The organism is Variovorax sp. EL159 (genome assembly GCF_900100965.1).
Lineage (GTDB): Bacteria > Pseudomonadota > Gammaproteobacteria > Burkholderiales > Burkholderiaceae_C > Variovorax.
Map to the genome: position 1 here is coordinate 326,136 of NZ_FMUJ01000002.1, position 22,605 is coordinate 348,740.

The following is a 22,605-nucleotide window of genomic DNA, read 5'->3' on the forward strand; positions in this document are numbered from 1 at the left end:
GGAGGGAGGAATGCGGGGCACCCTCACGACAGATGCTCCTTCAGCAGGGGCAACTGCGTGACGAAGGCGGTGCTGTCCTCCAGGCAGCGCAGGTCGAGCAGCAAGCGGTCTTCCGCGATGCGGCCGATCACCGGCAGCGGCAGCCCGCGCAAGGCGGTGGCGAGCGCATCGAGAGCGGTGCCGGTGCCTTTCTTCGAGGTGCCGGCCGGCGAGAGCGCAAGGCCGGCCGAGGGCAGGCGTTCCACCGGGAGCGAGCCCGAGCCGATCTGGCCGAGCAGCGGCACCACCTCGACAGTGAAGCGCGGTGCTACGGCCGCCTGCACAGCGGGTTGAAGTGCTTCGGCCATCTCGCGGATCGCGTCGGCAGGTCGCGTCAATAGACGCAGTGTCGGCAGGTCTTTCGCGAGCCGTTCAGGCCGCAGATAAAGCGACAGCGTGGCTTCAAGCGCAGCCAGCGGCAGCTTGCTCATGCGCAGCGCGCGCTTCATCGGAAACTTGCGGATGCGGCCCACGGCCTCCTTGCTGCCGACGATGAGCCCGGCCTGCGGGCCGCCCAGCAGCTTGTCGCCCGAGAAGGTGACGACATCGCAGCCGGCCGCGAGCATCTCCTGCGGCAGCGGTTCGCGCGGCAGGCCGTAGTGCGCCAGGTCGACCAGCGAGCCGCTGCCCAGGTCGGTCGCCAGCGGCACGCCGCGCGCATGCGCGATGCCGGCGAGCGTGGCTTCGTCGACGGCGGCGGTGAAGCCTTGCACGGCGTAGTTGCTGGTGTGCACCTTCATCACGAGCGCGGTGCGTTCATTGATGGCGCGTTCGTAGTCCTGCGGGTGCGTGCGGTTGGTGGTGCCGACCTCGACCATGCGCGCACCCGCGCTGGCCATCACGTCGGGCATGCGGAAGGCGCCACCGATCTCGACCAGCTCGCCGCGCGAGACGATGACTTCGCGCTCGCGTGCCAGTGCCGCGATGGTCAGCAGAACGGCCGCCGCGTTGTTGTTGACCACCGTGGCGGCTTCGGCGCCGGTGATGCTGCACAGCAGCTCTTCGACCAATGAGTCGCGGTCGCCGCGGCTGCCGGTGGCCAGGTCGTACTCGAGGTTGTTGGGCGAGGTCATCACTGCCAGCAGCCGCTGCAGCGCCGCATCGGCCAGCAGCGCGCGGCCGAGGTTGGTGTGGATGACGGTGCCGGTGAGGTTGAGCACGGCGCGCATGCGCGGTGCGAGGCGGCCTTGCACGCGGGCGGCGAGTGCGTTGGCCAGCGCTTCGGCATTTACCTCGGTGGCGGATAGCTTGCCCGCGACGGCGCGGGCGCGAAGCCCTTCGAGCAGCGCACGCGCCTCGCCGACAACAAGGGTGTGGCCATGCGCGGCCAGCAGGGCGCGCGGCGCATCGGCGCGCAGCAGTTGATCGACAGAAGGCAGATCCTGGGGCCTTGCCGTCGAGCCGTGGACCACGGACTCTTCGGGCGCCGCCATCAGCCGCCTCCGCCGTCGTCTTGAATTTCTTCAGGGTCGCCGAACAGCAGCATCAGGTTGTGGCCGCTGCGCTGGTGGCCGGCTTCGGACACCAGCAGGTCGAGCGTGACGCTGGCGAGGTCGTCGGCCACGGGCTCGACCTCGGGGTCTTTCTCCATCGCGATCTGCTTCAGGTAATGGCCGCAACTGTCGCAGCACTCGGCCTTGACCGCGCCTTCGCGCGCGCCGGTCGCGGGCAGTTCGATGCCCGGTTGCGGCGACAGCGATTCGAAGTGAATGCCCTTGGTGCTTTCGCAGTGCGTGCACTTGATGCGCACGTAGTGCCACTCGGTGCTGCACAGCGAGCAATGCAGGTAGCGAAAACCCGCCTCGTCGGCGCCGATGCGCGTGATGCTCACGGTCGGCACGCTGCCGCAGCAGGGGCATTCATTGCCGGGGTCGGTGCGGCCGAAGATGTTCTCGCCATCGCGTTCGGCCACCCGCAGCACGAGCTGCGTCCAGTAGGCCTGCAGGCCGGCGGCGATCAGCGGGGCCGCTGCGAGGTCGAGCCCGAACATGATGCGGCGCGAGAGCAGGTCGGCCTGCTGGTCGAGCCAGGCATCGTCGGCGGCGACCACGCGGTCGAGCGTGTCGCGCGCCGGGCCTTCGGGCAGGCGCGCGCGAAAGAGGCCCAGCAGGCGCCGAAGCTCCTGGCGCCACATGGCATCGCGCGACCAGCCGAAGGCGGGCATCGGCGGCTTGAGCGCCTTGGCTGCGGCTTCGAGCGCATCGGATGCGGGCAGCGCGACCTTCGGGTAGTCCTGCAGCACCTGGTGCTGCGCTTGCGCAAGGTCCGCAATGAAGATCAGGTACTCGCGCATCGGGTGCGAGGCCGCGAGCTGGCGCAGGCGCAACTGCCGGTCGGAGAACACGAGAGACCGAACCGGCAAGCGCAGGAACGGCATCTGCCGCCCGGCCTGCATCGCGATCTGCTCGGGATCGAGAACGCGCGTGGTCCGGATCGGCGGTGGGGTGCCGGTGGAACTCGTCATCGGCGCAGTATCACTCACCGCGCGTCATTTTGCGATGCCAAAGGGGATGGTTCAGCTTGGCCCAGCCCTCGGTGACGGTGCCGCGCGTCATGGCGCGCAGCGTGCCCTTGACCCAGATCGCGGCATAGATGTGCGTGATGACCGACAGGATCAGCACCACGGCCGAGACCGAATGCACGACCACCGCGATGCGCCGCACGAGGATTGGGAAGAAGCCGACGAACCACGGGCTCCAGAACATGAAGCCTGTCACCAGCAACAGCAGCAGGCTGACGCCGAAGGCCCAGAACACCAGCTTCTGGCCGGCGTTGTACTTGCCCACCGGCGGCATGCTCGACTTGTCGCCCTTGAGCATCTTCGGTGCGTTGGCGATCCACTCGCGGTCGACCTTGTCCAGGATGTTCTCGCGCCACATGGTGAAGAACAGGAACACGAAGCCCAGCACCATCAGGAGGCCCATGAAGGGATGCAGGATGCGCGTCCACGGCCCGCCGCCGAACAGCGTGCTCAGGAAGAACAGGCTGGGGTGGAAGAAGGCCAGGCCCGAGAGCGCGGCCGCGAAGAACATGATCGCAACGAACCAGTGGTTCATGCGCGTGGCATCGCGGTAGCGGCGAAGGTAGTAGCGTGTCATCGCGGTCTCCTCAGGCGCGGGGGTGTTCGCGCACGGGTTCGGCGGGCGTGGTGGATGCCGTGGTGGGCGGCGCTTCGATCACCACCACGTCGTCTGGCTTGCCGTCGAGGTCGGCATCGGGGTGGTCGTCCTTCGGCTCGATCGGCCCGACCTTCATGTAGTGGAAGAAGCTGCCGACCACCGCGCCGATCATCGCGACCATGGCGAGCGGCTTGGCGACGCCCTTCCACAGCGACACCAGCGGGCTGATGTGCGGGTCTTTGGGCAGGTTGGCGTACAGGCCGGGGCGGTCGGCATGCTGCAGCACGTACATGACGTGCGTGCCGCCGACGCCGGCCGGGTCGTACACGCCGGCGTTGGCAAAGCCCCGGTCCTTCAGGTCGACGATGCGTTCCGAGGCGTACTCGTGCATGTCTTCCTTGGTGCCGAAGTGCAATGCGCCGGTGGGGCAGGCCTTGACGCAGGCCGGCTCCAGGCCCACGCCCACGCGGTCGGAGCACAGCGAGCACTTGTAGGCCTTGTTGTCGACCTTGCTGATGCGTGGCACGTCGAAGGGGCAGCCGGTGACGCAGTTGCCGCAGCCCACGCAATGCTCGCTGATGAAGTCGACGATGCCGTTGGCGTACTTGACGATCGCGCCCGGCGAGGGGCACGACTTCAGGCAGCCGGGGTCGTCGCAGTGCATGCAGCCGTCCTTGCGGATCAGCCATTCGAGCTTGCCGGCCTCGGGCTCGACTTCGGAGAACTTCATCACCGTCCATGACGAAGGCGTGAGGTCGTTCGGGTTGTCGTAGGTGCCGTGCGTGGTGCCGACCTCGTCGCGCAGGTCGTTCCACTGCATGCACGCGACCTGGCAGGCCTTGCAGCCGATGCAGGTCGACACGTCGATCAGCTTGGCCACCTGCTGCACTTGCGGGCGGCTACGGATCTCGGGCGATGGCGTGGTGGTGGCCGAGCGGGCGGCGATGTCGAGGGTTTGGAGGGAGGACATCAGCGGCTCCGGTTGTCTGTCTTGCCCCTTCCCCTTCCGGGGGAAGGTTGGGATGGGGGCAGGCCTTCGATGAGGCGCCGTGTTGTTGTGGAGGCCGCTGTGCCCCCACCCCGGCCCTCCCCCGGAAGGGGAGGGAGAAAGTCAAAGGCATCGAGGGCGTTGAAAGCTTGATTCATCTCATGCCTTCTCGATATTCACCGTGAACGACTTGTACTCCGGCGTCTGCGTGTTCGCGTCGCCTACAAAAGGCGTCAGCGTGTTCACCAGATACCCCGGCTTCGCAATACCGACAAAGCCCCAGTGGTTCGGCAGCCCCACCGTGTGCACCGTGCGGCCATCGACCTGCAGCCCGACAATGCGCTTGGTGACCAGTGCCACGGCCTTGATGTAGCCGCGCTTGCTCGACACCTTCACCGTGTCGCCATTGGCGATGCCTTTCTCCTTCGCCAGCTCTTCGCCGATCTCGACGAACTGCTGCGGCTGAATGATGGCCGAGGTGCGCACGTTCTTGGTCCAGTAGTGGAAGTGCTCGGTCAGGCGGTAGCTGGTCGCCACGTACGGAAAGTCCTTCGGCACACCGAGGCGCTCGAGGTCGCCCTTGAAGATGCGTGCCGCGGGGTTGGCGCGCGCCTTCTGGTTGTTCGGGTGCATCAGGTTGTTGACCAGCGGCGACTCGAAGGGCTCGTAGTGCTCGGGCAGCGGGCCTTCGGCCATGCCGGTGGGCGCGAAGAGCCGGGCCACGCCTTCGGCGGTCATGATGAACGGGCGCACCGCCTCGGCTTCCATCGGATTGGCGTCGGGCCGGATGTCGGGAACGTCGGAGCCGGCCCACTTGGTGCCGTCCCACGCGACCAGCCGGCGCTTGGCGATCCACGGCTTGCCGGTGGCCGGATCGGTCGAGGCGCCGTTGTAGAGAATGCGCCGGTTGGCCGGCCAGGCCCACGCCCAGTTCTGCACCATGCCGATGCCGTACGGGTCGGCGTTGTCGCGCCGCGCCATCTGGTTGCCGGCCTGCGTCCATGCGCCGCTGTAGATCCAGCAGCCGCTCGCGGTCGAGCCGTCGTCGCGCAGCAGGCCGAAGCCCGAGAGCTGTTCGCCGGCCTTGGCCAGCGGCGGCTTGCTCGGGTCCTTCGGATCGAGCAGGTCGGTGATCGCGCGGCCGTTGTATTCCATCGCCAGCTCTTGCGCCGAAGGCGAGTGCGGAATCTTGTAGGGCCAGGTCAGCTTGACGATCGGGTCGGGGAAGGCGCCGCCGTCCTTGATGTAGGCCTGGCGGATGCGGTTGAAGATGCCCGCCACGATCTCGATGTCGCCCTTGGCTTCGCCCGGCGGCTCCGCGCCCTTCCAGTGCCACTGCAGCCAGCGGCTGGAGTTGGTGAGCGAGCCGTCTTCCTCCGCGAAGCAGGTCGATGGCAGGCGGAACACCGTGGTCTGGATGTCGGTGGTCTTGACGTCGTTGAACTCGCCGAAGTTGCGCCAGAACTCGCTGGTCTCGGTGATCAGCGGGTCGATGGTGACGAGGAACTTGAGCTTGGACAGCCCGTCGACGATCTTCTTCTTGTCGGGGAACGAGCCCACCGGGTTGAAGCCCTGGCAGATGTAGCCGTTGAGCTTGCCCTGGTTCATCAGCTCGAAGGCCTGCAGCACGTCGTAGAGCTTGTCGATCTTGGGCAGGTAGTGAAAGGCCCATTCGTTGTCGGCCGTGGCCGCATCGCCCCACCACGACTTCTGCATGCTGACGAAGAACTTCGGGTAGTTCTGCCAGTAGCTCATCTGGTTGGGACGCAACGCCTTCAGCGCACGGGTCTTGTAGTAGTCGGGCAGGTTCTGCTCGCTGTCCCGCGCGAGCGACATGTAGCCGGGCAGCGAGTTCGACAGCAGCCCCAGGTCGGTCAGGCCCTGGATGTTGCTGTGGCCGCGCAGCGCGTTCATGCCACCGCCCGCCACGCCGATGTTGCCCAGCAGCAGCTGCATGATGGCGCCGGTGCGGATCATCTGCGAGCCCTGGCTGTGCTGCGTCCAGCCCAGCGCGTACATCACCGTCATCGTGCGGCCGCTGGTGCTGGTGCTCGCGATGTACTCGCACACCTTCAGGAACTTGTCCTGCGGCGTGCCGGTGATGCGACTCACCATCTCGGGCGTGTAGCGCGCGTAGTGGCGCTTCATGACCTGCAGCACGCACTGCGGGTCCTGCATGGTCATGTCGACCTTGGCCATGCCCTGCTCGTCGAGTGCGTAGTTCCACGACTTGGGGTCGTAGCTGCACTTCTCGGCGTTGTAGCCGCTGAACAGGCCGTCCTCGAACTTGTAGTCAGGCCCGACGATGAACGGCGCGTTGGTGTAGTTGCGCACGTACTCGGTCTGGATCTTGTCGTTGCTCAGCAGGTAGTTGAGCACCCCGGCAAGGAACGCGATGTCCGAGCCCGCGCGTATCGGTGCGTAGTAGTCGGCCATGGCGGCCGAGCGCGTGAAGCGCGGATCGACCACGACAAGGCGCGCCTTGTTCTGCTTCTTGGCCTCGATGACCCACTTGAAGCCGCACGGATGCGCCTCCGCGGCATTGCCGCCCATGATCAGCACGACATCCGCGTTCTGGATGTCCTGCCAGTGGTTGGTCATCGCACCGCGTCCGAACGTCGGGGCCAGACTGGCCACCGTAGGTCCGTGTCAAACGCGTGCCTGGTTGTCGAACACCAGCATCCCGGTCGAGCGGAATGCCTTGTGCGTGATGTATCCGGTTTCGTTGGACGAGGCCGAGGCGCAGAGCATGCCCGAGCTGGTCCAGCGGTTGACGGTCTTGCCGTCGGCGTTGGTGGTCTGGAAGTTGGCGTCGCGATCGGCCTTGAGCAGCTTGGCGATGCGGTCGAGCGCGTCGTCCCAGCCGATGCGCTTCCACTCGGTGCTGCCGGCCTCGCGCACCTCGGGGTACTTCAGGCGGTTGGGGCTGTGCACGAAGTCGAGCAGGCCCGCGCCCTTGGGGCACAGCGTGCCGCGGTTCACGGGGTGGTCGGCATCGCCCTCGATGTGGAGGATGTCGGACACCACGTTCTTGGCCTTGTCGCCCAGGCTGTACATGATGAGCCCGCAGCCCACCGAGCAGTACGGGCAGGTGTTGCGGGTCTCGGTGGTGCGCGCGAGCTTGAAGTTGCGGGCCTCGGCCAGCGCGGCGGTCGGCGAGAAGCCGAGCGCGACGATGCTGGAGCCGACCAGCCCGGCGCTGCTGACGCGGAAGAATTGGCGGCGGCTTATGTCCATGACATCACCTCCTGCACGGCTGAAGTGGGTTGTTTCATCGGGGTCTTCTTCTTGGCGTGGAAATCGTGGATCAGCGAAGCGGGCCGGCGGCCCCGGGTGGGGCACCGTGCCGGTGGCTGATGCATTCGTCGCCGGCGTGGGCGGCGGCCTGGCATCGCAGCAGGCGCTCGACAGCGTGCCCGGGGCCCGGCAAAAGGCCCATGGCTTGCAAGCGCTGACATCGTGGCATCGAGACTCCTTGGGGAAGGACGGTCTGACTACGGGCTGTTTTTCTTGCACCGCTTGGCGCTGGCCGGACGTGCCCGGTTTGCGACAAAGAGGAGGCGTTTGTCGCATCATGCGACAGCATCCGGCCGCGATCAAGGGCCATGGGGGCGCAATAACCCTCGAACCGGTCGGTGGCCGGGCCCGTCGGCTATCGTTCGCGCCATGAATGCCTCCCTCCGCCTGGGTTGGCGCACGCTCTGGCGCGATCTGCGCGCCGGCGAGCTGCGCCTGTTGATCGTCGCCGTGTTGCTGGCCGTGGCCGCGCTCACGGCGGTCGGCTTCTTCGCCGACCGGTTGCAGGGTGGCCTGCAGCGCGACGCGCGGCAACTGCTGGGCGGCGACGCGGTGATCGTCAGCGACAACCCGACGCCCGAATCTTTTGTGGCGCAGGCGAAGTCGCTGGGCCTCGAAGGGACCGGCACCTACGGCTTTCCGACCATGGCGCGCGCCGAAGACGCACAGGGCGGCGCCAGCAAGCTGGTGGCGCTGAAGGCCGTGACCACGGGCTACCCCTTGCGCGGCAGCCTGCAGACCTCGACCACCATCGACGGGCCGGGCACCGTCACGCGCGAGATCCCGCCGGCGGGCGAGGTGTGGGTCGATGCCTCGCTGCTCGATTCGCTCGGGCTCAAGGTCGGCGACCCGCTGCTGCTGGGCGACACCAGCCTGCGCGTCGGCCGCGTGATCACGCTCGAACCGGACCGTGGGGCCGGCTTCATGAGCTTCTCGCCGCGCGTGATGCTCAACCAGGCTGACGTGGCGCGCACCGCGCTCGTGCAACCGGCCAGTCGCGTGGGCTATCGCTTCGCGGTGGCGGGCGACGATGCGGCGGTGAAGCGCTTCACCGACTGGTCCGATGCCGCCATCAAGAAGGGCGACCTGCGCGGCGTGCGGCTCGATTCCTTCGAAGGCGGCCGGCCCGAGATGCGCCAGACGCTGGACCGCGCCGAGAAATTCCTGAGCCTCGTCGCGCTGCTCGCGGCGCTGCTGTCGGCCGTGGCCGTGGCCCTGGCCGCGCGCGGCTTCGCGGCCAGCCATCTCGACGACTGCGCGATGCTGCGCGTGCTCGGCCAGAGCCAGCGCACCATCGCGATGGCCTATGCCTTCGAGTTCGCGGTGATCGGCCTCGTGGCCAGCGCGCTGGGCGTGGCCATCGGCTTCGCGGTGCATTACATCTTCGTGCTGCTGCTGGCCGGGCTGGTCGAAACCGCGCTGCCGGCCGCCACGCTGTGGCCCGTGGCCTTCGGCCTTGGCATGGGCCTGACGCTGCTGTTCGCCTTCGGCCTGCCGCCGGTGCTGCAACTGGCCCGCGTGCCACCGCTGCGCGTGATCCGGCGCGACGTGGGCGGGCTCAAGCCGGCGTCGCTCGCGGTGCTCGGCATCGGCGTGGCGGGCTTCGCGGCCCTGCTCATGGCGGCCAGCAGCGACATCAAGCTGGGCCTGATCGCGGTCGGCGGCTTCGCGGGTGCGGTGGCGGTGTTTGCATTGCTGAGCTGGCTTGCGGTGAAGGTGCTGCGCCGCAGCGTCAACGAAACCACCGCGCCGCGCTGGCTGGTGCTGGCCACGCGGCAGATTTCGGCGCGGCCGGCCTACGCGGTGGTGCAGGTCAGCGCGCTGGCGGTCGGCCTGCTCGCGCTGGTGCTGCTGGTGCTGCTGCGCACCGACCTCGTCGCGAGCTGGCGCAAGGCCACGCCGCCCGATGCGCCGAACCGCTTCGTCATCAACGTGATGCCCGACCAGAGCGATGCGTTCCAGAAGTCGCTGCGCGATGCGGGCGTGGGCAAGTTCGACTGGTACCCGATGATCCGCGGCCGGCTGGTCGCCATCAACGACAAGACCGTCACGCCCGACGACTACGCGGAAGACCGCGCCAAACGACTGGTCGACCGCGAGTTCAACCTCAGCAATGCCGTGCAGGCGCCCGAGCACAACAGCATCACCGCCGGCAAGTGGACGCCCGGCGCAGCAGGCGAGGTGAGCGTGGAAGAGGGCCTGGCCGAAACACTGGGCCTGAAGCTCGGCGACAGCCTGCGCTTCGACATCGGCGGCATGCAGAACGACGCGCGCATCACCTCGCTGCGCAAGGTCGACTGGGGCTCGCTGCACGCCAACTTCTTCGTCATGTACACCGTGGCCACGCTGCCCGACGTGCCCGTGACCTACATGGGCGCCTTCCGCGCGCCAGAGACGCGCGGCTTCGACAACGCATTGGTGCGCAGCTACCCGAACGTGACCAACGTGGACATGAGCGCGACCATCAACCAGGTGCAGCGCGTGCTCGACCAGGTGATCCGCGCGGTCGAGTTCCTGTTCGGCTTCACGCTGGCGGCGGGGCTGGTGGTGCTGTTCGCCGCGGTGACGGCGACCCGCGAGGAGCGGGCGCGCGAGTTCGCCGTGATGCGCGCCGTGGGTGCGCGCGCCAGCCTGCTGCGTCAGGTGCAGCGCGCCGAGCTGGCGGGCGTCGGCCTGCTCGCGGGCTTTCTCGCGAGCATTGTGGCCTCGGTGATCGGCTGGGCGCTGGCGCGCTACGTGTTCGAGTTCACCTGGACCGCATCGCCGATCGTGCCGGTGGCGGGTGCGATCGCCGGCGCGGTGCTGGCGCTGGGCGCGGGCTGGTGGGGCCTGCGCGACGTGCTGCGCCGGCCGGTGGTCGACACGCTGCGCCGCGCGGCCGAATAAATAAATTTTTCTTCCGGCGCGGGCGGGGAAGGGGTGGGGAATGCAATACATTCCCCGACCCTGCATTCATTCGAAGAGAACCCCTTTACATGCGCTTGGCGTCATTCCAGATCACCAACTTTCGCTCGATCAACGACAGCGGCTCCATCGATTCATCACAGATCACAGCGATCCTCGGTAGAAATGACAGCGGCAAATCGAACCTGCTGCGCGCGCTTCACAGCCTGAACCCGACAGAGGGCCTGGCACCCCTCAGCCCGATCAAGGACTTTCCGAGGCACCGGCGCCTGGAAGAGTGCACCGGCGACACGCCCGTCGTGCACACGCGCTGGGCACTGGACGACGGCGAGCGGGCCGCACTGGCCGCCATCTTTCCGCGCGCCACGGGCGTGAGCCACGTCACCGCGAGCCGGGGCTACGGCACGGCGCGCTGGGCCGGCTTCGAAGGGCTGGCCGAGTTGTCCATCGACGTGAGCGACATCAAGGGCAAGGTCCGCAAGATCGTGCCGGCCATCAAGGCCGCCGCCGAGAAGGTCGGCGAAGAGGCCAAGGCGATGCTCGAACAGGAGGCTGACGCCTTCGACGCCGCCATGATCGCCAGCCCCGACTTCATCAAATGGTCGGCGGGCGCGGTGAAGGCCACGCAGGCCCTGCGCAAGGCCCTGGCCTCCGTGGACGCCGAGCTCAGCGACAAGCAGGAACAGATGCTGGTCGAGCTCGAAGAGCTGTCGCTGTCCATCGCCAACGACAAGCCGGCCCTCGACCAGGCGCGGGCCTGGGTCATCGAGAAGCTGCCGCGCTTCATCTACGTCGACGAATACCCGGCGCTGCCCGGCCGCCAGAACCTGGCCGACTACCTCGCGCGCAAGGGCTGGGGGCAGACGACGCCCGGCCAGCAGAGCTTCGAGAAGCTGTGCAAGGTGGCGGGGCTCGACCCGCAGCAACTGCAGGACCTGCAGGAAAAGAACGACCAGGCCACGCGCAACCAGCTGGCCAACCGCGCCGGCTCGGTGGTCACGGCCGAGATCCGCCGGCTCTGGAAGGACCGCCCGCTCAAGGTCCGCTTCAACCTCGACGGGCAGCACCTGGACACGATGGTCTCGGACCCGAACGGCAGCTACGAGGTGGAAGTGAACCTGGACGAACGCAGCCGTGGCTTCCAGTGGTTCTTCTCGTTCTACATCGCCTTCTTTGCGGACACGAAGGGCGGCGAGGCCGAAGACGCCATCCTGCTGCTGGACGAACCGGGCCTGCACCTGCACCCGCATTCGCAGGCCGACCTGCTGGCGCACTTCGAGAAGGACTTCGGCAACCAGATCATCTACACCACGCACTCGCCCTTCATGGTGCCGACGCACCGGCTCGACGCGGTGCGCACGGCGAGCCTTGACGAGGCGCGCGGCACCACGGTGAGCAATACCGCGGAAGGCGACGAGCGCACGCTGTTCCCGCTGAAGGCCGCGCTGGCTTTGAGCCGGATCGCGGGCGAACCGGTGAAGCCGGAGCCTGTGAAAGCTGTGGCTGTGAAGGCGGAGGTGGCGAAGGCTGCGCCTGCAAAGGCTGTTGCTGGGGAGGGGGTGAAGCCTGCCAAGGCGGCGAAGCCTGTTGAGGTGGTGAAGCCCGTTGAGGCGGTGAAGCCCGTTGAGGTGGTGGCCGTCGCCGAGGCTGCACCGGTCGTCGCTCCTGTTTCAGCGCCTGTCGCAACGCCTGTTGCTGCTGCGCCGCTGCCCGCGAAGCAGGAGCCTGCGAAGCCGGTGGTTGTGGAGAGCGCGAAGCCTGTTGCCGAGGTGGCACCTGTTGCCACGGCCATGCCAGTCGCTGCAGCCGCCGAAGCCGTGGTCGCTGCACAGCCGGAACCCGTGAAGCCAGTGGTGGTCGCGGAGAGCACCACGCCCACCGAGGCACCAGCCAGCGCCATGAGCGAGCAGGCGGACAGCGAACTCACGCAGCCCGCATAAGGCCAACGTCAGCGATCCACCGGACTTATACGGCGCTCATCAGGCGCCGCATAAGCAGGCTCTTCAGATCTCTTCAGATCTCTTCGGGTGTCGCAGATGAGGTGGATGTAGGCCGTGTCGAGCCGCACCTCATAGATGATCCGGTTCATGCCCGAAACGACCTGCCGGTATTGGGCCGTGCTCAGGTTTTCGAGCTCTTCAGGAATCCGGCCCGCATGAGGATGCACTTCGATCATCGCAACGGGATCTTTGATCTTTCCGTAGCTGCTTGTTCAAACGGTCGCACCGAAGTTCTTGAGGATGTAGTGCCGCAAGTCCTTCAGGTCAACCTCGGCAGACCGCAGGAACACAACCTTCATTGCGTGTCTTCTCGGTCCAGCTCGGCGAATGCGTCGGCAGCGCTCCGAACCTGGCCTTGCTCGATCTCGCGGTTGCCCAGGGCCAGGATCTTGAGAAGGGCGAGCGTAGCTTCGTGCTCCTCGTAGGAATGGATATCCATCACCACGAGCTTGGCTTCCCCGTTCTGGGTAATGACCAGGGGCTCGCGGGATTCGGCGAGGGTCTTCACGATGTCCGCCGCGTGGCTCTTGAGATAGCTGATGGGTTTGACATGCGTGGAGAAATTCATGGCGCTCACCCTGGTGTCGAATTGGGTCGAGTTGATTCTGGTCCGAAATCAGTCCTTCTTGCCTCGGCTGTGTCGTTGAACATGTGCTCGCTCGCAAAGTCCACGAAGGCCCTGACCTTCGGCGACAACTGGCGGCTCGAAGGCCACAGCGCCGAGAACTGCCCGTTGCGCACGAGGTGCGTGGCCAGCACGCGCTGCAACTCGCCGCGGCACAGCGAATCGCGCGCCAGAAAGTCCGGCATGTAGGCCACGCCGAGGCCGGCCACGGCCGCGCCGAGCATGGCTTCCATGTTGTTGCAGATCAGGCCGGGCGGCAGCTGCGCGGGCAGGCCCGGCAGGTCCCAGTCTTCGATCTTTCCGCCGGTCACGAACTTGTAGCGCAGGCAGCTGTGCTGCGCGAGATCGGCCGGCACCTGCGGCACGCCGTGGTGCGCGAGGTAGCCGGGCGAGGCCACGAGCACGAAGCTGAACGGGCCGAGCCGGCGCGCCACGAGCTGCGAGTCGACCAGTTCACCGCTGCGGATCGCCACGTCCACGCCCTCGGCGATCACGTCGACCAGCCGGTCGTTGAAGTCGAGATCGAGTTCGATCTCGGGGTAGCGCGCCTTGAAGGCCGGCAGCATCGGCAGCAGGAAGCGGTAGCCGATGGTCGGCAGGCTCACGCGCAAGCGGCCGCGCGGCGCCGCGATGGCGTCCTGCATCATCGCGCGCGCATCGTCCAGCTCGTCGAGGATGCGGCGGCAGCGCTCGTGGAACATTGCGCCCTCTTGCGTCAGGCGCACATGCCGCGTGGTGCGGTTGAAGAGCCGCAGGCCGAGCTGCTGTTCGAGCCGCGCCACGTTCTTGCCGACCGCCGATGCCGAAATGCCCAGCAGCCGGCCGGCCTTGGCAAAGCTGAGCAGGTCGGCCGCCCGCACGAAGGATTCGAGTCCGCTGAAGCTGTCCATGGAAGGCCTGATTAGCAACCTTGGGTTGGGGGTGTGAGGATCAATGGCGCCATTTTCATTCCATTGAATCCTTTCTATCTTCTCTTCACGCCCGGCCGCTGTGGCCGACCTGTTTCTCCCCTCTGCGTGAAAGCCTTCCTGCGATGTCTTCGTCTTCCACCCACAAGAACTGGCTGCTGGCCGCCGTCTGCCTCGCGGCGCTCGGCATGCCGCTGAGCTTCACGGGGCCTGCGGTGGTGTTGCCCGCGATCCGCGATGCGCTGGGCGGCAGCCCGGTGCAGCTCAACTGGGTGACCAACGCCTTCATGCTGAGCTTCGGCGCCACGCTGATGGCGGCCGGCGCACTGGCCGATGCCTACGGGCGCAAGCGCATCTTCCTGCTGGGGCTGGCGGTGGTCGCGTTGAGCAGTTCGCTGCTGACGCTCGCACCGGGCATCGTCGCCTTCGACCTTGCACGCGCGCTGCAGGGACTGGGCTCGGCGGCGGCCTTCGCGGCCGGTACCGCGGCGCTCGCGCAAGTGTTCGACGGTGCGGCCCGCACGCGGGCCTTCAGCCTGATCGGCACCTCGTTCGGCGTGGGCCTGTCGTGCGGCTCGATCCTTTCGGGCTGGCTCGCCGAATCCTTCGGATGGCAGGCGGTGATGCTCAGCCCCGGTGGGGTCAGCCTTGTCGCGCTGTGCATCGCCTCGATGAGCATGCGCGAGTCGCGCAACCCGGATGCGATGGGGCTCGACATGCCGGGCACGCTCAGCTTCACCGCCGCATTGAGCCTGCTCACGCTGGGCGTGCTGCAGGCGCCCGACAGCGGCTGGGGCAGCCCGTGGGTGATCGGCGCGCTGGCGGGTGCGTTGCTGATGGGCGCGGCCTTCATCGCCATCGAGCGGCGCGTGGCGCACCCGATGCTCGACCTGTCGCTGTTCCGCTTTCCGCGCTTCGTCGGCGTGCAGCTGCTGGCGGCCGCGCCGGCCTATGGCTTTGTCGTGTTGCTCGTGCTGCTGCCGATCCGCTTCATCGGGCTCGAAGGGCGCAGCGCGCTGGAGGCGGGCAGCTTCATGTTCGCGCTGTCGGGGCCGATCCTCGTGGTGCCGACGCTGGCGGCATGGCTCGCGCATCGCTATTCGGCGGGTGCGATCTCGGCGGTGGGCCTGCTGGTGTGCGCGGTGGGGCTGTTCTGGCTCAGCCGCTGTGCGCCGGGCACGCCGCTGCACGACATCGTGTGGGCGCTGTTGCTGATCGGCGCGGGCATCGGCCTGCCGTGGGGGCTGATGGATGGCCTCGCGGTGAGCGTGGTGCCGCGCGAGCGCGCGGGCATGGCGTCGGGCATCTTCAACACCGTGCGGGTGGCGGGCGAGGGGATCGCGCTGGCGCTGGTGGGGGCCGGGCTGACGGCATTGGTGACGCTGCACCTGGGGTCGTCGGCAGCGGCGGCGCAGGCGGCGCAACGCGTGACGACGGGCGACCTGTTGCAGGCATTGGCCTTGCTGCCGGGCCTGGACCGCGCGGCGTTGCTGCACGCGTACGGCGCGGCGTTCGGCACGCTGCTGTGCGTGCTGGCGGGGGTGACGGTGTTGACGGCGCTGGTGGTGTTCGCGTTTCTGCGCGGGGCGACCGAACCCGAGATCGGGCTCGTGGCGATGGAGTCTTCGACCGGCTGAGGGCGGCCTCTGCCCGTGCCGCTCGAAATGCAGTTGCCGGTGCGGTGCGTGGCCAGCGCCTCGATGCTGTCAAAGCCCATCGGCATGGGCGACCTGCTCGAGGCCAAGGTCAGGCGCTGAGCGGGGCGTCATTACCGAGGCGTCACAAAACTGCGAACGGTCTTCCTGTCCAATAGCGGCATGGAAAACCAACCGAACGAACTCGCACAGCGCGTGACCGAGCTCGAAATCAAGTCGAGCTACGCCGAAGACCTGCTGGACCAGCTGAACATGACGATCTACCGCCAACAGCAGCAGATCGACCGGCTGATCCTGCAGGTCACGCAGCTCAGGGAGCAGAGCCAGAACGCGTCACAGGACGGCCCGGCCAGCAACCCGCGCGACGAGCTGCCGCCGCACTACTGAGAAAGAGAAGACGATCAGCCGTGCGCGTGCCAGAGCACGGCGAAGAAGTGGCAGGTGCTGCCGGCCAGCACGAAAAGGTGCCACACCGAGTGCGCATAGCGCACCTTGTTGTCGAACAGGAAGACGACTGCGCCGGCCGTGTAGAACAGGCCGCCGGCCACGAGCCAGCCCAGGCCCGACGCCGACATGCGCTCGTACAGCGGCACCGCCGCCATCAGTGCCATCCAGCCCATCGCCACATAGAGCCCGGTCGACCACAGCGGATGCTGCAGACGGTTGAACAGCTTGGCGCTCACGCCCAGCACGGCCGCGGCGCAGATCGCGCCGAACAGGGTCCAGCCCAGCGGCCCGCGCAGCACACCGAACAGGAAGGGCATGTAGCTGCCCGCGATGAACAGGTAGATGGCCGCGTGATCGAGCCGGTTGAACCAGGCCTTGGCACGGCCCATGGGCAGCGCGTGGTACAGCGTGGAGATCAGGTACAGCACGATGGCCGTGCCCGCGAACAGGCAGGCGCCGACGATGCCCGCGGCCTGGCCTTTTTGCGAAGCGCTGTAGACGAGGATAGGCAGCGAGGCAATGGCGAGCAGCAGGCCCAGGCCATGGCTCAGTGCATTGAAGAGTTCTTCCATCGCCGTCTGGTCTCGGGCCGCCAGGACGGGCGCGCGGGGCGAAGGGTGCGTCTGTGAAGGTGCAGTCATCAGGAGAGGAGCCTCATGAAAAATGGATTGCGGCGACAAGCTTGCCAGAACCGTGCCACGCGTTCTGCGTGCTTGACCAGCCTGCGATGAAGGACTTGCGGGTCATTGCTGCCGATCGACAGGCCTGCTTACTTGACCTGCTGCTTGCCTAGCTTGCGCGCCAGCGTGCGCCGGTGCATGCCGAGCCTGCGCGCGGTTTCGGAAATGTTGAAGCCGGTCTCGGCCAGCGTCTCGTGGATGCGCTCCCATTCGAGCGTCTTGATCGAGGTCGAGCGGTTGGTCAGTTCGACCTCGGTGGTGCCGATGGCGCGGCCGAACGCGGCTTCGATGTCGTCGGTGTTCGAGGGCTTGGCCAGGTAATGGCAGGCGCCGAGCTTGATGGCCTCGACGGCGGTGGCGATGCTGGCAAAGCCGGTCAGCACCACGATCAGCGTCTTGGGGTTGTGACGGTGCAGCATCTGCACGCAGGCCAGGCCCGAGGCCTCGCCATTGAGCTTGAGGTCGACCACGGCGTAGCCGGGGGAACGGGTTTCGAGCAGCGTCTCGACCTCTTCGAGGTTGCTCGCATGCGTGACCGTGTAGCCCCGGCGCTCGAAGGAGCGGCCGAGCGTGCGCGCGAAGGCATCGTCGTCCTCGACGATCAGCAACTGGCGCTCAGCTTCGGTTTCGGTCATGGCCTTCCACTTCGATGGTCTCGCTTTCCACGTCCCCGTCTTCTTCCTCTTCTTCGTCCTCTTCCTCTTCGAGCACGATGGCCGCCAGCGGCAGCGTGATCTTCACGATGGCGCCGCCTTCGGGCCGGTTGCCCGCGGCCACGCGGCCACCCACGGTGCGCGCCACGTTGACGACCAGGAACAGGCCGAGCCCGCCACCGGGGCGGCCCTTGCTCGACTGGTAGGGCTTGCCGAATTCCTTGAGGATGCCCGGCAGGAAGCCGGGGCCGGCGTCGCTCACGGTGATGGTCAGCGCGTCGCCGTCATGTGCCGCTTCGAGGCGCAGCCAGTGCGGCGAAGCCTCCAGGGCATTGTCCAGCACGTTGCAGATCATCTGCTTGAGCGCCGAGTCGGACACCATGGGCAGGTCGTGGCCGAAGCGGTTCTCGTAGTCGAAGTCTTCGACCGGGCGCGTGGTGCGCCATTCTTCGACCAGGTCATCGAGGAAGGTGCTGACCGTGGTTTCTTCGGACGACTCGCCGCGCGCTTCGCCGGCCGACAGCAGGATGCCGCTCACGATGCTCTTGCAGCGCTGGATCTGCAGTTCCATCTCGGCCACTTCGGTCAGCAGCTCGGGGTCGGAGCTGAAGTGCGGCAGCCGGCGCCAGTCGCCCAGGATCACGGCCAGCGTGGCGAGCGGCGTGCCCAGCTCGTGCGCGGCGCCCGAGGCCAGCAGGCCCATGCGCACGATGTGTTCTTCTTCCGAGGCGCGCTGGCGCAGGTCGGCCAGCCGTGCGTCGCGCGCGCGCAGGTTGCCGCTGATGCGCGTGATGAAGATGACCAGCAGCGCTGCATTGAGCGCAAAGCAGATCAGCATGCCCTGGATGTAGGGGCTCCAGAGGCCGCGGTCGTGGTCCAGCGGCAGTGCGAGCGGGCGCGAGAACAGCGCCAGCAGGGCAAAGCAGAAGCTGGTGACCACCACGATGGTCCAGGTCGACCAGGCCTTCAGCAGCACCGCGCCCAGGATCACCTGCAGCAGGTACAGGAACACGAAGGGGTTGGTGGCGCCGCCGCTCAGGTAGAGCTGGGCCGTGAGCATGGCCACGTCGACCAGCAGCGCAAGGAACAGCTCGCCATTGGTCACGCGGCGGTGGGTGCGCGAGCGCAGCAGGCTCACCACGTTGAAGAGCGCCAGGCAGGTCAGCACCTGCAGCATGTGGTCCAGCGGCAGGCGGATGCCGAAGCCGTAGTGCACGACCAGGATGGTGACGACCTGCCCGACCACCGCGAACCAGCGCAGCTGGATCAGCTGCTGCATGTTCTTGTGGCCAGTGGCGTTGTCCAGGCTCGCGACCCCGGCGCGGGGCGCGTGCAGTTCCCCCGCGATCGCGACGGCCTCAGTCGCGGCGGGCATCTTGGGTGGGGCGGCTGGCGTCGGCATGGGCTGCATTTTCGTCGCTGCCGTCATTGCCGCCGTTCAGGCCCCGCCGGCGCCGCTCGTCGCGCCACACGAACCAGCTCGCGCCCAGCACCATCAGCGCCAGCCCGTACCAGGTCAGGGCGTAGACGAGGTGGCTGTTGGGGAAGGCGATGACCGTCAGGCCGCCGGCGGGCCAGGCGGGGGCGGCATCGCCGTTGTTCGATGAAGGTGACGGTGAAGGGCCGGCCGCGGCGTCGATGAAGTAGGGCGCCACGTCGTGCAGGCCGCGCGCCGAGGCAATCGCCTGCACGTCGCGCGAGAACCAGCGGTCGGCCGCCGGGTCGTTCTTGCGCAGGAAGCCGCCCTTGGGTTCGGTGATGCGCAGCAGGCCGGTGACGGTGGTCTCGCCTTTCGGTTCGGGCGCGGTGCGGGCCGAGCGGTCGCGTGCCTCGGGCGGCACGAAGCCGCGGTTGACCAGCACGACGGTGCCGTCGTCGGCCTGCAGCGGCGTCAGTACCCAGAAGCCGGCACCGAGCCGGGTGCTGGCCTGGACCAGGGTCTCTTTGTCGTTGAGGAAGGTGCCGGCGATGCGCAGTTGCCGGTATTCGTCGTCGGCCGCATTGATCTGCGGCCAGCTGTCCCGCCCGGGGGCCGTGGCGGCCGGGGCATGCACCCGCTGATCGACGCGGGCAATGAGATCGAGCTTCCAGGCCCTGCGCTCGACCTGCCAGGTGCCGAGTGCGAAGAGCCCGGCAAAGGCCGCCGCCGCGAAGACCGCCAGTGCCACCAGCCCGGCCGCGGAGCGCCGGCGGCCTATGGCTGTAGGGGTGGGTGGACTGTGAGTGCGGTCTGGCGGCGAGGGCGTCAAGGCATGTTCTTCATGTCGTGCATCATCACCGGCATCATGTTGGTGTTCATGTGGTACATGACCCACAGCGAACCGGCCAGCGTGATGACCACGAGCACGAGCGTGAAGATCAGCGCCAGCATGTTCCAGCCGCCTTCGGACTTGGCGTCCATGTGCAGGAAGTACACCATGTGCACCACGATCTGCACCACGGCGAAGGCCAGGATGACGAGGGCGGTGGTGTTGGGCTTGTCGAAGACCTTGCCCATCACGAGCCAGAACGGAAGGGCGGTGAGGATCACGGCCAGCACGAAGCCGGTCATGTAGCCCTTGAAGGTGCTGTGGCTCACGGGACCATCGTCGTGGTCGTCATGGCCGTGGGCGCCGTGGCCGGCGGTTTCGGTGTGCGCGCTCATTGCAGCGATCCCATCAGGTACACGAAGGTGAAGACGCCGATCCAGACCACGTCCAGAAAGTGCCAGAACATCGACAGGCACATCAGGCGGCGACGGTTGGCAGCGGTGAAGCCGTGCTTGGGCAGCTGGATCATCAGCACGATGAGCCAGACGATGCCGAACGTCACGTGCAGGCCGTGGGTGCCCACCAGCGCGAAGAACGACGACAGGAAGGCGCTGCGTTGCGGGCCCGCGCCTTCATGGATCAGGTGCGCGAACTCGTACAGCTCCAGGCCGATGAAGCCCGCGCCCAGCAGGCCGGTGATGGCCAGCCACACCAGCATCGTGCGCATGCGGCGCTTCTGCATCTCGAGCACGGCAAAGCCGTAGGTGATGGACGACAGCAGCAGCAGCGAGGTGTTGATCGCCACCAGCGGCAGGTCGAACAGGTCGGCGCCCGAGGGGCCGGCCGCGTAGCTGCGGCCCAGCACGCCGTACACCGCGAACAGGCAGGCGAAGATGAGGCAGTCGCTCATCAGGTAGAGCCAGAACCCGAGCAGCGTGCCGTTTTCGGGGTGATGGTCTTCGTTGCGGACGTTGAAGACCTCGAACGCCGGAGCGTTCCCGGTGTGGCCGGCGGTGCCGGCGGAAAGAGCGGTGGTATTAGACATGGGCAGCCAGGAGGCGCGTGCGCGCGTCTTCGGTGCTAACGACTTCTTCCGTGGGGATGTGATAGTCGCGCTTGTAATTGAAGGTATGGATGATCACGGCGGCGAGCATGGCCGCGAAGCCGAGGCCTGCCACGAGCCACATCTGCCAGATCAGGGCGAAGCCGCAGCCCGCAGCCAGCGCCGCGATGATGAAGCCGGCCGCCGTGTTCTTGGGCATGTGGATGGGGCTGAAGCCGTCCAGCGGACGCTGGTAGCCGCGGGCCTTCATGTCGGACCATGCGTCGTTGTCATGCACGCGCGGCGTGAACGCGAAGTTGTAGGCCGGCGGCGGGGACGAGGTCGACCACTCGAGCGTGCGGCCGTTCCACGGGTCGCCCGTGGTGTCGCGCAGCGATTCGCGGCGAATGAAGCTCACCACCAGCTGGATGATGAACGAGGCGATGCCCAGCGCGATCAGCACGGCGCCGAAGGCGGCGACCTGGAACCAGATCTGCAGCGACATGTCCTGGAAGTGGCTCATGCGGCGGGTGACGCCCATCAAGCCCAGGATGTACAGCGGCATGAAGGCGAACCAGAAGCCGACGATCCAGAACCAGAACGAGCACTTGCCCCAGAACGGATCGAGCTTGTAGCCGAAGGCCTTCGGGAACCAGTAGGTGATGCCGGCCAGCATGCCGAACAGCACGCCGCCGATGATCACGTTGTGGAAGTGGGCGATCAGGAACAGGCTGTTGTGCAGCACGAAGTCGGCCGGGGGAACGGCCAGCAGCACGCCGGTCATGCCGCCGATCACGAAGGTGATCATGAAGCCGATGGTCCACATCATGGGCAGCTCGAAACGGATGCGGCCGCGGTACATGGTGAAGAGCCAGTTGAAGATCTTCGCCCCTGTCGGGATCGAGATGATCATCGTCGTGATGCCGAAGAACGAGTTCACGCTGGCGCCGGAGCCCATGGTGAAGAAGTGGTGCAGCCAGACGAGGTACGACAGGATGGTGATCACGACCGTGGCGTACACCATCGAGGCGTAGCCGAAGAGGCGCTTGCCGGAGAAGGTCGAGACCACTTCCGAGAAGATGCCGAAGGCCGGCAGGATCAGGATGTACACCTCGGGGTGGCCCCAGATCCAGATCAGGTTCACGTACATCATGGCGTTGCCGCCCATGTCGTTCGTGAAGAAGTTGGTGCCTGCGTAGCGGTCGAGCGACAGCAGGGCCAGCACGGCGGTCAGCACCGGGAAGGCAGCGACGATCAGCACGTTGGTGCACAGGGCGGTCCAGGTGAAGACGGGCATCTTCATCATGGTCATGCCGGGGGCGCGCATCTTCACGATGGTTGCCAGCAGGTTCACGCCAGAGAGCAAGGTACCTACCCCCGCTATCTGCAATGACCATATGTAGTAGTCGACCCCCACGTCGGGGCTGTAGAGAATGCCCGACAGCGGCGGGTAGGCCAGCCAGCCGGTCTTGGCGAATTCACCGACGAACAGCGACGCCATCACGAGGCCGGCGCCGAAGGTGGTCATCCAGAAGCTGAAGTTGTTCAGGAACGGGAAGGCCACGTCGCGCGCGCCGATCTGCAGCGGCACCACGAAGTTCATGAGGCCCGTGACCAGCGGCATCGCCACGAAGAAGATCATGATCACGCCGTGGGCGGTGAAGATCTGGTCGTAGTGGTGCGGCGGCAGAAAGCCCGCGTTGTCGCCGAAGGCGAAGGCCTGTTGGGCCCGCATCATCAGGGCGTCGGCGAAGCCGCGCAGCAGCATCACCAGGCCCAGGATGATGTACATGATGCCGATCTTCTTGTGGTCGATGCTGGTGATCCAGTCGCGCCACAGCATGCCCCACAGCTTGAAGTAGGTGATGGCGCCGAGGACGGCGATGCCGCCCAGGATCACGCCCGCAAAGGTCGCGAGCAGGATCGGCTCGTGGTAGGGAATCGCCTCCCAGGTGAGGCGGCCGAAGACGAGCTTCGTCAGGTCTAGGTTCTGCAACAT

At 66.9% G+C, this 22,605-nt stretch carries 19 protein-coding genes; 4 read left to right on the forward strand and 15 right to left on the reverse strand.

Going from position 1 to position 22,605, the window contains the following annotated elements; translation table 11 throughout:
• Window positions 1-23 precede the first annotated feature (23 nt).
• The 5 genes from selA to fdnG form a co-directional block, all read right to left on the reverse strand.
• Window positions 24-1,472: an L-seryl-tRNA(Sec) selenium transferase gene (selA, locus tag BLQ28_RS07770; protein ID WP_093238169.1), complete on the reverse strand. Its 1,449-nt coding sequence runs from the start codon at window positions 1,470-1,472 to the stop codon at window positions 24-26.
• Complete coding sequence (gene fdhE, locus BLQ28_RS07775) at window positions 1,472-2,503, reverse strand: formate dehydrogenase accessory protein FdhE (protein ID WP_093238170.1); 1,032 nt, start codon at window positions 2,501-2,503, stop codon at window positions 1,472-1,474. Before fdhE ends, selA begins: the two co-directional genes overlap by 1 nt.
• A 10-nt stretch (window positions 2,504-2,513) precedes the next feature.
• Window positions 2,514-3,137 carry a formate dehydrogenase subunit gamma gene (locus BLQ28_RS07780; RefSeq protein WP_093238171.1) on the reverse strand — a complete coding sequence of 208 codons (624 nt, stop codon included), beginning with the start codon at window positions 3,135-3,137 and terminating at the stop codon, window positions 2,514-2,516.
• 10 nt (window positions 3,138-3,147) lie between these two features.
• Window positions 3,148-4,128, reverse strand: coding sequence for a formate dehydrogenase subunit beta (fdxH, locus tag BLQ28_RS07785; RefSeq protein ID WP_093238172.1), 981 nt, complete (start codon window positions 4,126-4,128; stop codon window positions 3,148-3,150).
• 177 nt (window positions 4,129-4,305) lie between these two features.
• Complete coding sequence (gene fdnG / locus BLQ28_RS07790) at window positions 4,306-7,383, reverse strand: formate dehydrogenase-N subunit alpha (protein WP_143012446.1); 3,078 nt, start codon at window positions 7,381-7,383, stop codon at window positions 4,306-4,308.
• A 429-nt stretch (window positions 7,384-7,812) separates the two neighbouring features.
• On the opposite strand from fdnG, the gene BLQ28_RS07800 reads away from it, so the two are divergent.
• Both BLQ28_RS07800 and BLQ28_RS07805 read left to right on the forward strand, forming a co-directional pair.
• Entirely contained in the window at window positions 7,813-10,329 is a 2,517-nt protein-coding gene (locus BLQ28_RS07800) for an ABC transporter permease (protein WP_093238177.1), read from the forward strand.
• Window positions 10,330-10,418: 89 nt separating this feature from the next.
• The gene (locus tag BLQ28_RS07805; protein WP_305367548.1) at window positions 10,419-12,287 is read left to right on the forward strand and encodes an AAA family ATPase; all 1,869 of its coding nucleotides are present in this window, start codon (window positions 10,419-10,421) and stop codon (window positions 12,285-12,287) included.
• Window positions 12,288-12,295: 8 nt separating this feature from the next.
• Here BLQ28_RS07805 and BLQ28_RS33240 read toward each other — a convergent pair whose 3' ends face one another.
• From BLQ28_RS33240 to BLQ28_RS07820, 3 genes are all read right to left on the reverse strand, one after another.
• The gene (locus BLQ28_RS33240; protein WP_256327215.1) at window positions 12,296-12,523 is read right to left on the reverse strand and encodes a hypothetical protein; all 228 of its coding nucleotides are present in this window, start codon (window positions 12,521-12,523) and stop codon (window positions 12,296-12,298) included.
• A 119-nt stretch (window positions 12,524-12,642) separates the two neighbouring features.
• Complete coding sequence (locus tag BLQ28_RS07815; protein WP_093238178.1) at window positions 12,643-12,915, reverse strand: type II toxin-antitoxin system Phd/YefM family antitoxin; 273 nt, start codon at window positions 12,913-12,915, stop codon at window positions 12,643-12,645.
• A 5-nt stretch (window positions 12,916-12,920) separates the two neighbouring features.
• Window positions 12,921-13,862: a LysR family transcriptional regulator gene (locus tag BLQ28_RS07820; protein ID WP_256327216.1), complete on the reverse strand. Its 942-nt coding sequence runs from the start codon at window positions 13,860-13,862 to the stop codon at window positions 12,921-12,923.
• A gap of 143 nt (window positions 13,863-14,005) precedes the next feature.
• Here BLQ28_RS07820 and BLQ28_RS07825 point away from each other — a divergent pair, with 143 nt between their 5' ends.
• Together BLQ28_RS07825 and BLQ28_RS07830 are read left to right on the forward strand one after the other, a co-directional pair.
• Window positions 14,006-15,517: an MFS transporter gene (locus BLQ28_RS07825; RefSeq protein ID WP_093238180.1), complete on the forward strand. Its 1,512-nt coding sequence runs from the start codon at window positions 14,006-14,008 to the stop codon at window positions 15,515-15,517.
• Window positions 15,518-15,697: 180 nt separating this feature from the next.
• On the forward strand, window positions 15,698-15,922 hold the full coding sequence (locus tag BLQ28_RS07830; protein WP_093238181.1) for a SlyX family protein: 225 nt from the start codon (window positions 15,698-15,700) through the stop codon (window positions 15,920-15,922).
• A 14-nt stretch (window positions 15,923-15,936) separates the two neighbouring features.
• On the opposite strand, the gene BLQ28_RS07835 is transcribed toward BLQ28_RS07830, so the two are convergent.
• The 7 genes from BLQ28_RS07835 to cyoB form a co-directional block, all read right to left on the reverse strand.
• Window positions 15,937-16,623 carry a PAQR family membrane homeostasis protein TrhA gene (locus BLQ28_RS07835; protein ID WP_093238183.1) on the reverse strand — a complete coding sequence of 229 codons (687 nt, stop codon included), beginning with the start codon at window positions 16,621-16,623 and terminating at the stop codon, window positions 15,937-15,939.
• A 128-nt stretch (window positions 16,624-16,751) separates the two neighbouring features.
• Window positions 16,752-17,297, reverse strand: coding sequence for a response regulator transcription factor (locus BLQ28_RS07840; protein ID WP_093238184.1), 546 nt, complete (start codon window positions 17,295-17,297; stop codon window positions 16,752-16,754).
• Window positions 17,278-18,690, reverse strand: coding sequence for an ATP-binding protein (locus tag BLQ28_RS07845; protein WP_093238186.1), 1,413 nt, complete (start codon window positions 18,688-18,690; stop codon window positions 17,278-17,280). The genes BLQ28_RS07840 and BLQ28_RS07845 overlap by 20 nt, the downstream gene beginning before the upstream one ends.
• Entirely contained in the window at window positions 18,674-19,564 is an 891-nt protein-coding gene (locus BLQ28_RS07850; RefSeq protein WP_371126587.1) for an SURF1 family protein, read from the reverse strand. The genes BLQ28_RS07845 and BLQ28_RS07850 overlap by 17 nt, the downstream gene beginning before the upstream one ends.
• On the reverse strand, window positions 19,561-19,959 hold the full coding sequence (cyoD, locus tag BLQ28_RS07855) for a cytochrome o ubiquinol oxidase subunit IV (protein WP_093238189.1): 399 nt from the start codon (window positions 19,957-19,959) through the stop codon (window positions 19,561-19,563). The genes BLQ28_RS07850 and cyoD overlap by 4 nt, the downstream gene beginning before the upstream one ends.
• On the reverse strand, window positions 19,956-20,609 hold the full coding sequence (gene cyoC / locus BLQ28_RS07860) for a cytochrome o ubiquinol oxidase subunit III (RefSeq protein WP_093238190.1): 654 nt from the start codon (window positions 20,607-20,609) through the stop codon (window positions 19,956-19,958). The genes cyoD and cyoC overlap by 4 nt, the downstream gene beginning before the upstream one ends.
• The gene (gene cyoB, locus BLQ28_RS07865) at window positions 20,602-22,605 is read right to left on the reverse strand and encodes a cytochrome o ubiquinol oxidase subunit I (RefSeq protein ID WP_093238192.1); all 2,004 of its coding nucleotides are present in this window, start codon (window positions 22,603-22,605) and stop codon (window positions 20,602-20,604) included. Before cyoB ends, cyoC begins: the two co-directional genes overlap by 8 nt.

Coding starts and splice junctions, on each gene's coding strand:
- selA (WP_093238169.1), bottom strand. CDS start 1,472: ATGGCGGCGCCCGAAGAGTCCGTGGTCCACGGCTCGACGGCAAGGCCC.
- fdhE (WP_093238170.1), bottom strand. CDS start 2,503: ATGACGAGTTCCACCGGCACCCCACCGCCGATCCGGACCACGCGCGTT.
- BLQ28_RS07780 (WP_093238171.1), bottom strand. CDS start 3,137: ATGACACGCTACTACCTTCGCCGCTACCGCGATGCCACGCGCATGAAC.
- fdxH (WP_093238172.1), bottom strand. CDS start 4,128: ATGTCCTCCCTCCAAACCCTCGACATCGCCGCCCGCTCGGCCACCACC.
- BLQ28_RS07800 (WP_093238177.1), top strand. CDS start 7,813: ATGAATGCCTCCCTCCGCCTGGGTTGGCGCACGCTCTGGCGCGATCTG.
- BLQ28_RS07805 (WP_305367548.1), top strand. CDS start 10,419: ATGCGCTTGGCGTCATTCCAGATCACCAACTTTCGCTCGATCAACGAC.
- BLQ28_RS33240 (WP_256327215.1), bottom strand. CDS start 12,523: ATGATCGAAGTGCATCCTCATGCGGGCCGGATTCCTGAAGAGCTCGAA.
- BLQ28_RS07815 (WP_093238178.1), bottom strand. CDS start 12,915: ATGAATTTCTCCACGCATGTCAAACCCATCAGCTATCTCAAGAGCCAC.
- BLQ28_RS07820 (WP_256327216.1), bottom strand. CDS start 13,862: ATGGACAGCTTCAGCGGACTCGAATCCTTCGTGCGGGCGGCCGACCTG.
- BLQ28_RS07825 (WP_093238180.1), top strand. CDS start 14,006: ATGTCTTCGTCTTCCACCCACAAGAACTGGCTGCTGGCCGCCGTCTGC.
- BLQ28_RS07830 (WP_093238181.1), top strand. CDS start 15,698: ATGGAAAACCAACCGAACGAACTCGCACAGCGCGTGACCGAGCTCGAA.
- BLQ28_RS07835 (WP_093238183.1), bottom strand. CDS start 16,623: ATGACTGCACCTTCACAGACGCACCCTTCGCCCCGCGCGCCCGTCCTG.
- BLQ28_RS07840 (WP_093238184.1), bottom strand. CDS start 17,297: ATGACCGAAACCGAAGCTGAGCGCCAGTTGCTGATCGTCGAGGACGAC.
- BLQ28_RS07845 (WP_093238186.1), bottom strand. CDS start 18,690: ATGCCCGCCGCGACTGAGGCCGTCGCGATCGCGGGGGAACTGCACGCG.
- cyoD (WP_093238189.1), bottom strand. CDS start 19,959: ATGAGCGCGCACACCGAAACCGCCGGCCACGGCGCCCACGGCCATGAC.
- cyoC (WP_093238190.1), bottom strand. CDS start 20,609: ATGTCTAATACCACCGCTCTTTCCGCCGGCACCGCCGGCCACACCGGG.
- cyoB (WP_093238192.1), bottom strand. CDS start 22,605: ATGTTGCAGAACCTAGACCTGACGAAGCTCGTCTTCGGCCGCCTCACC.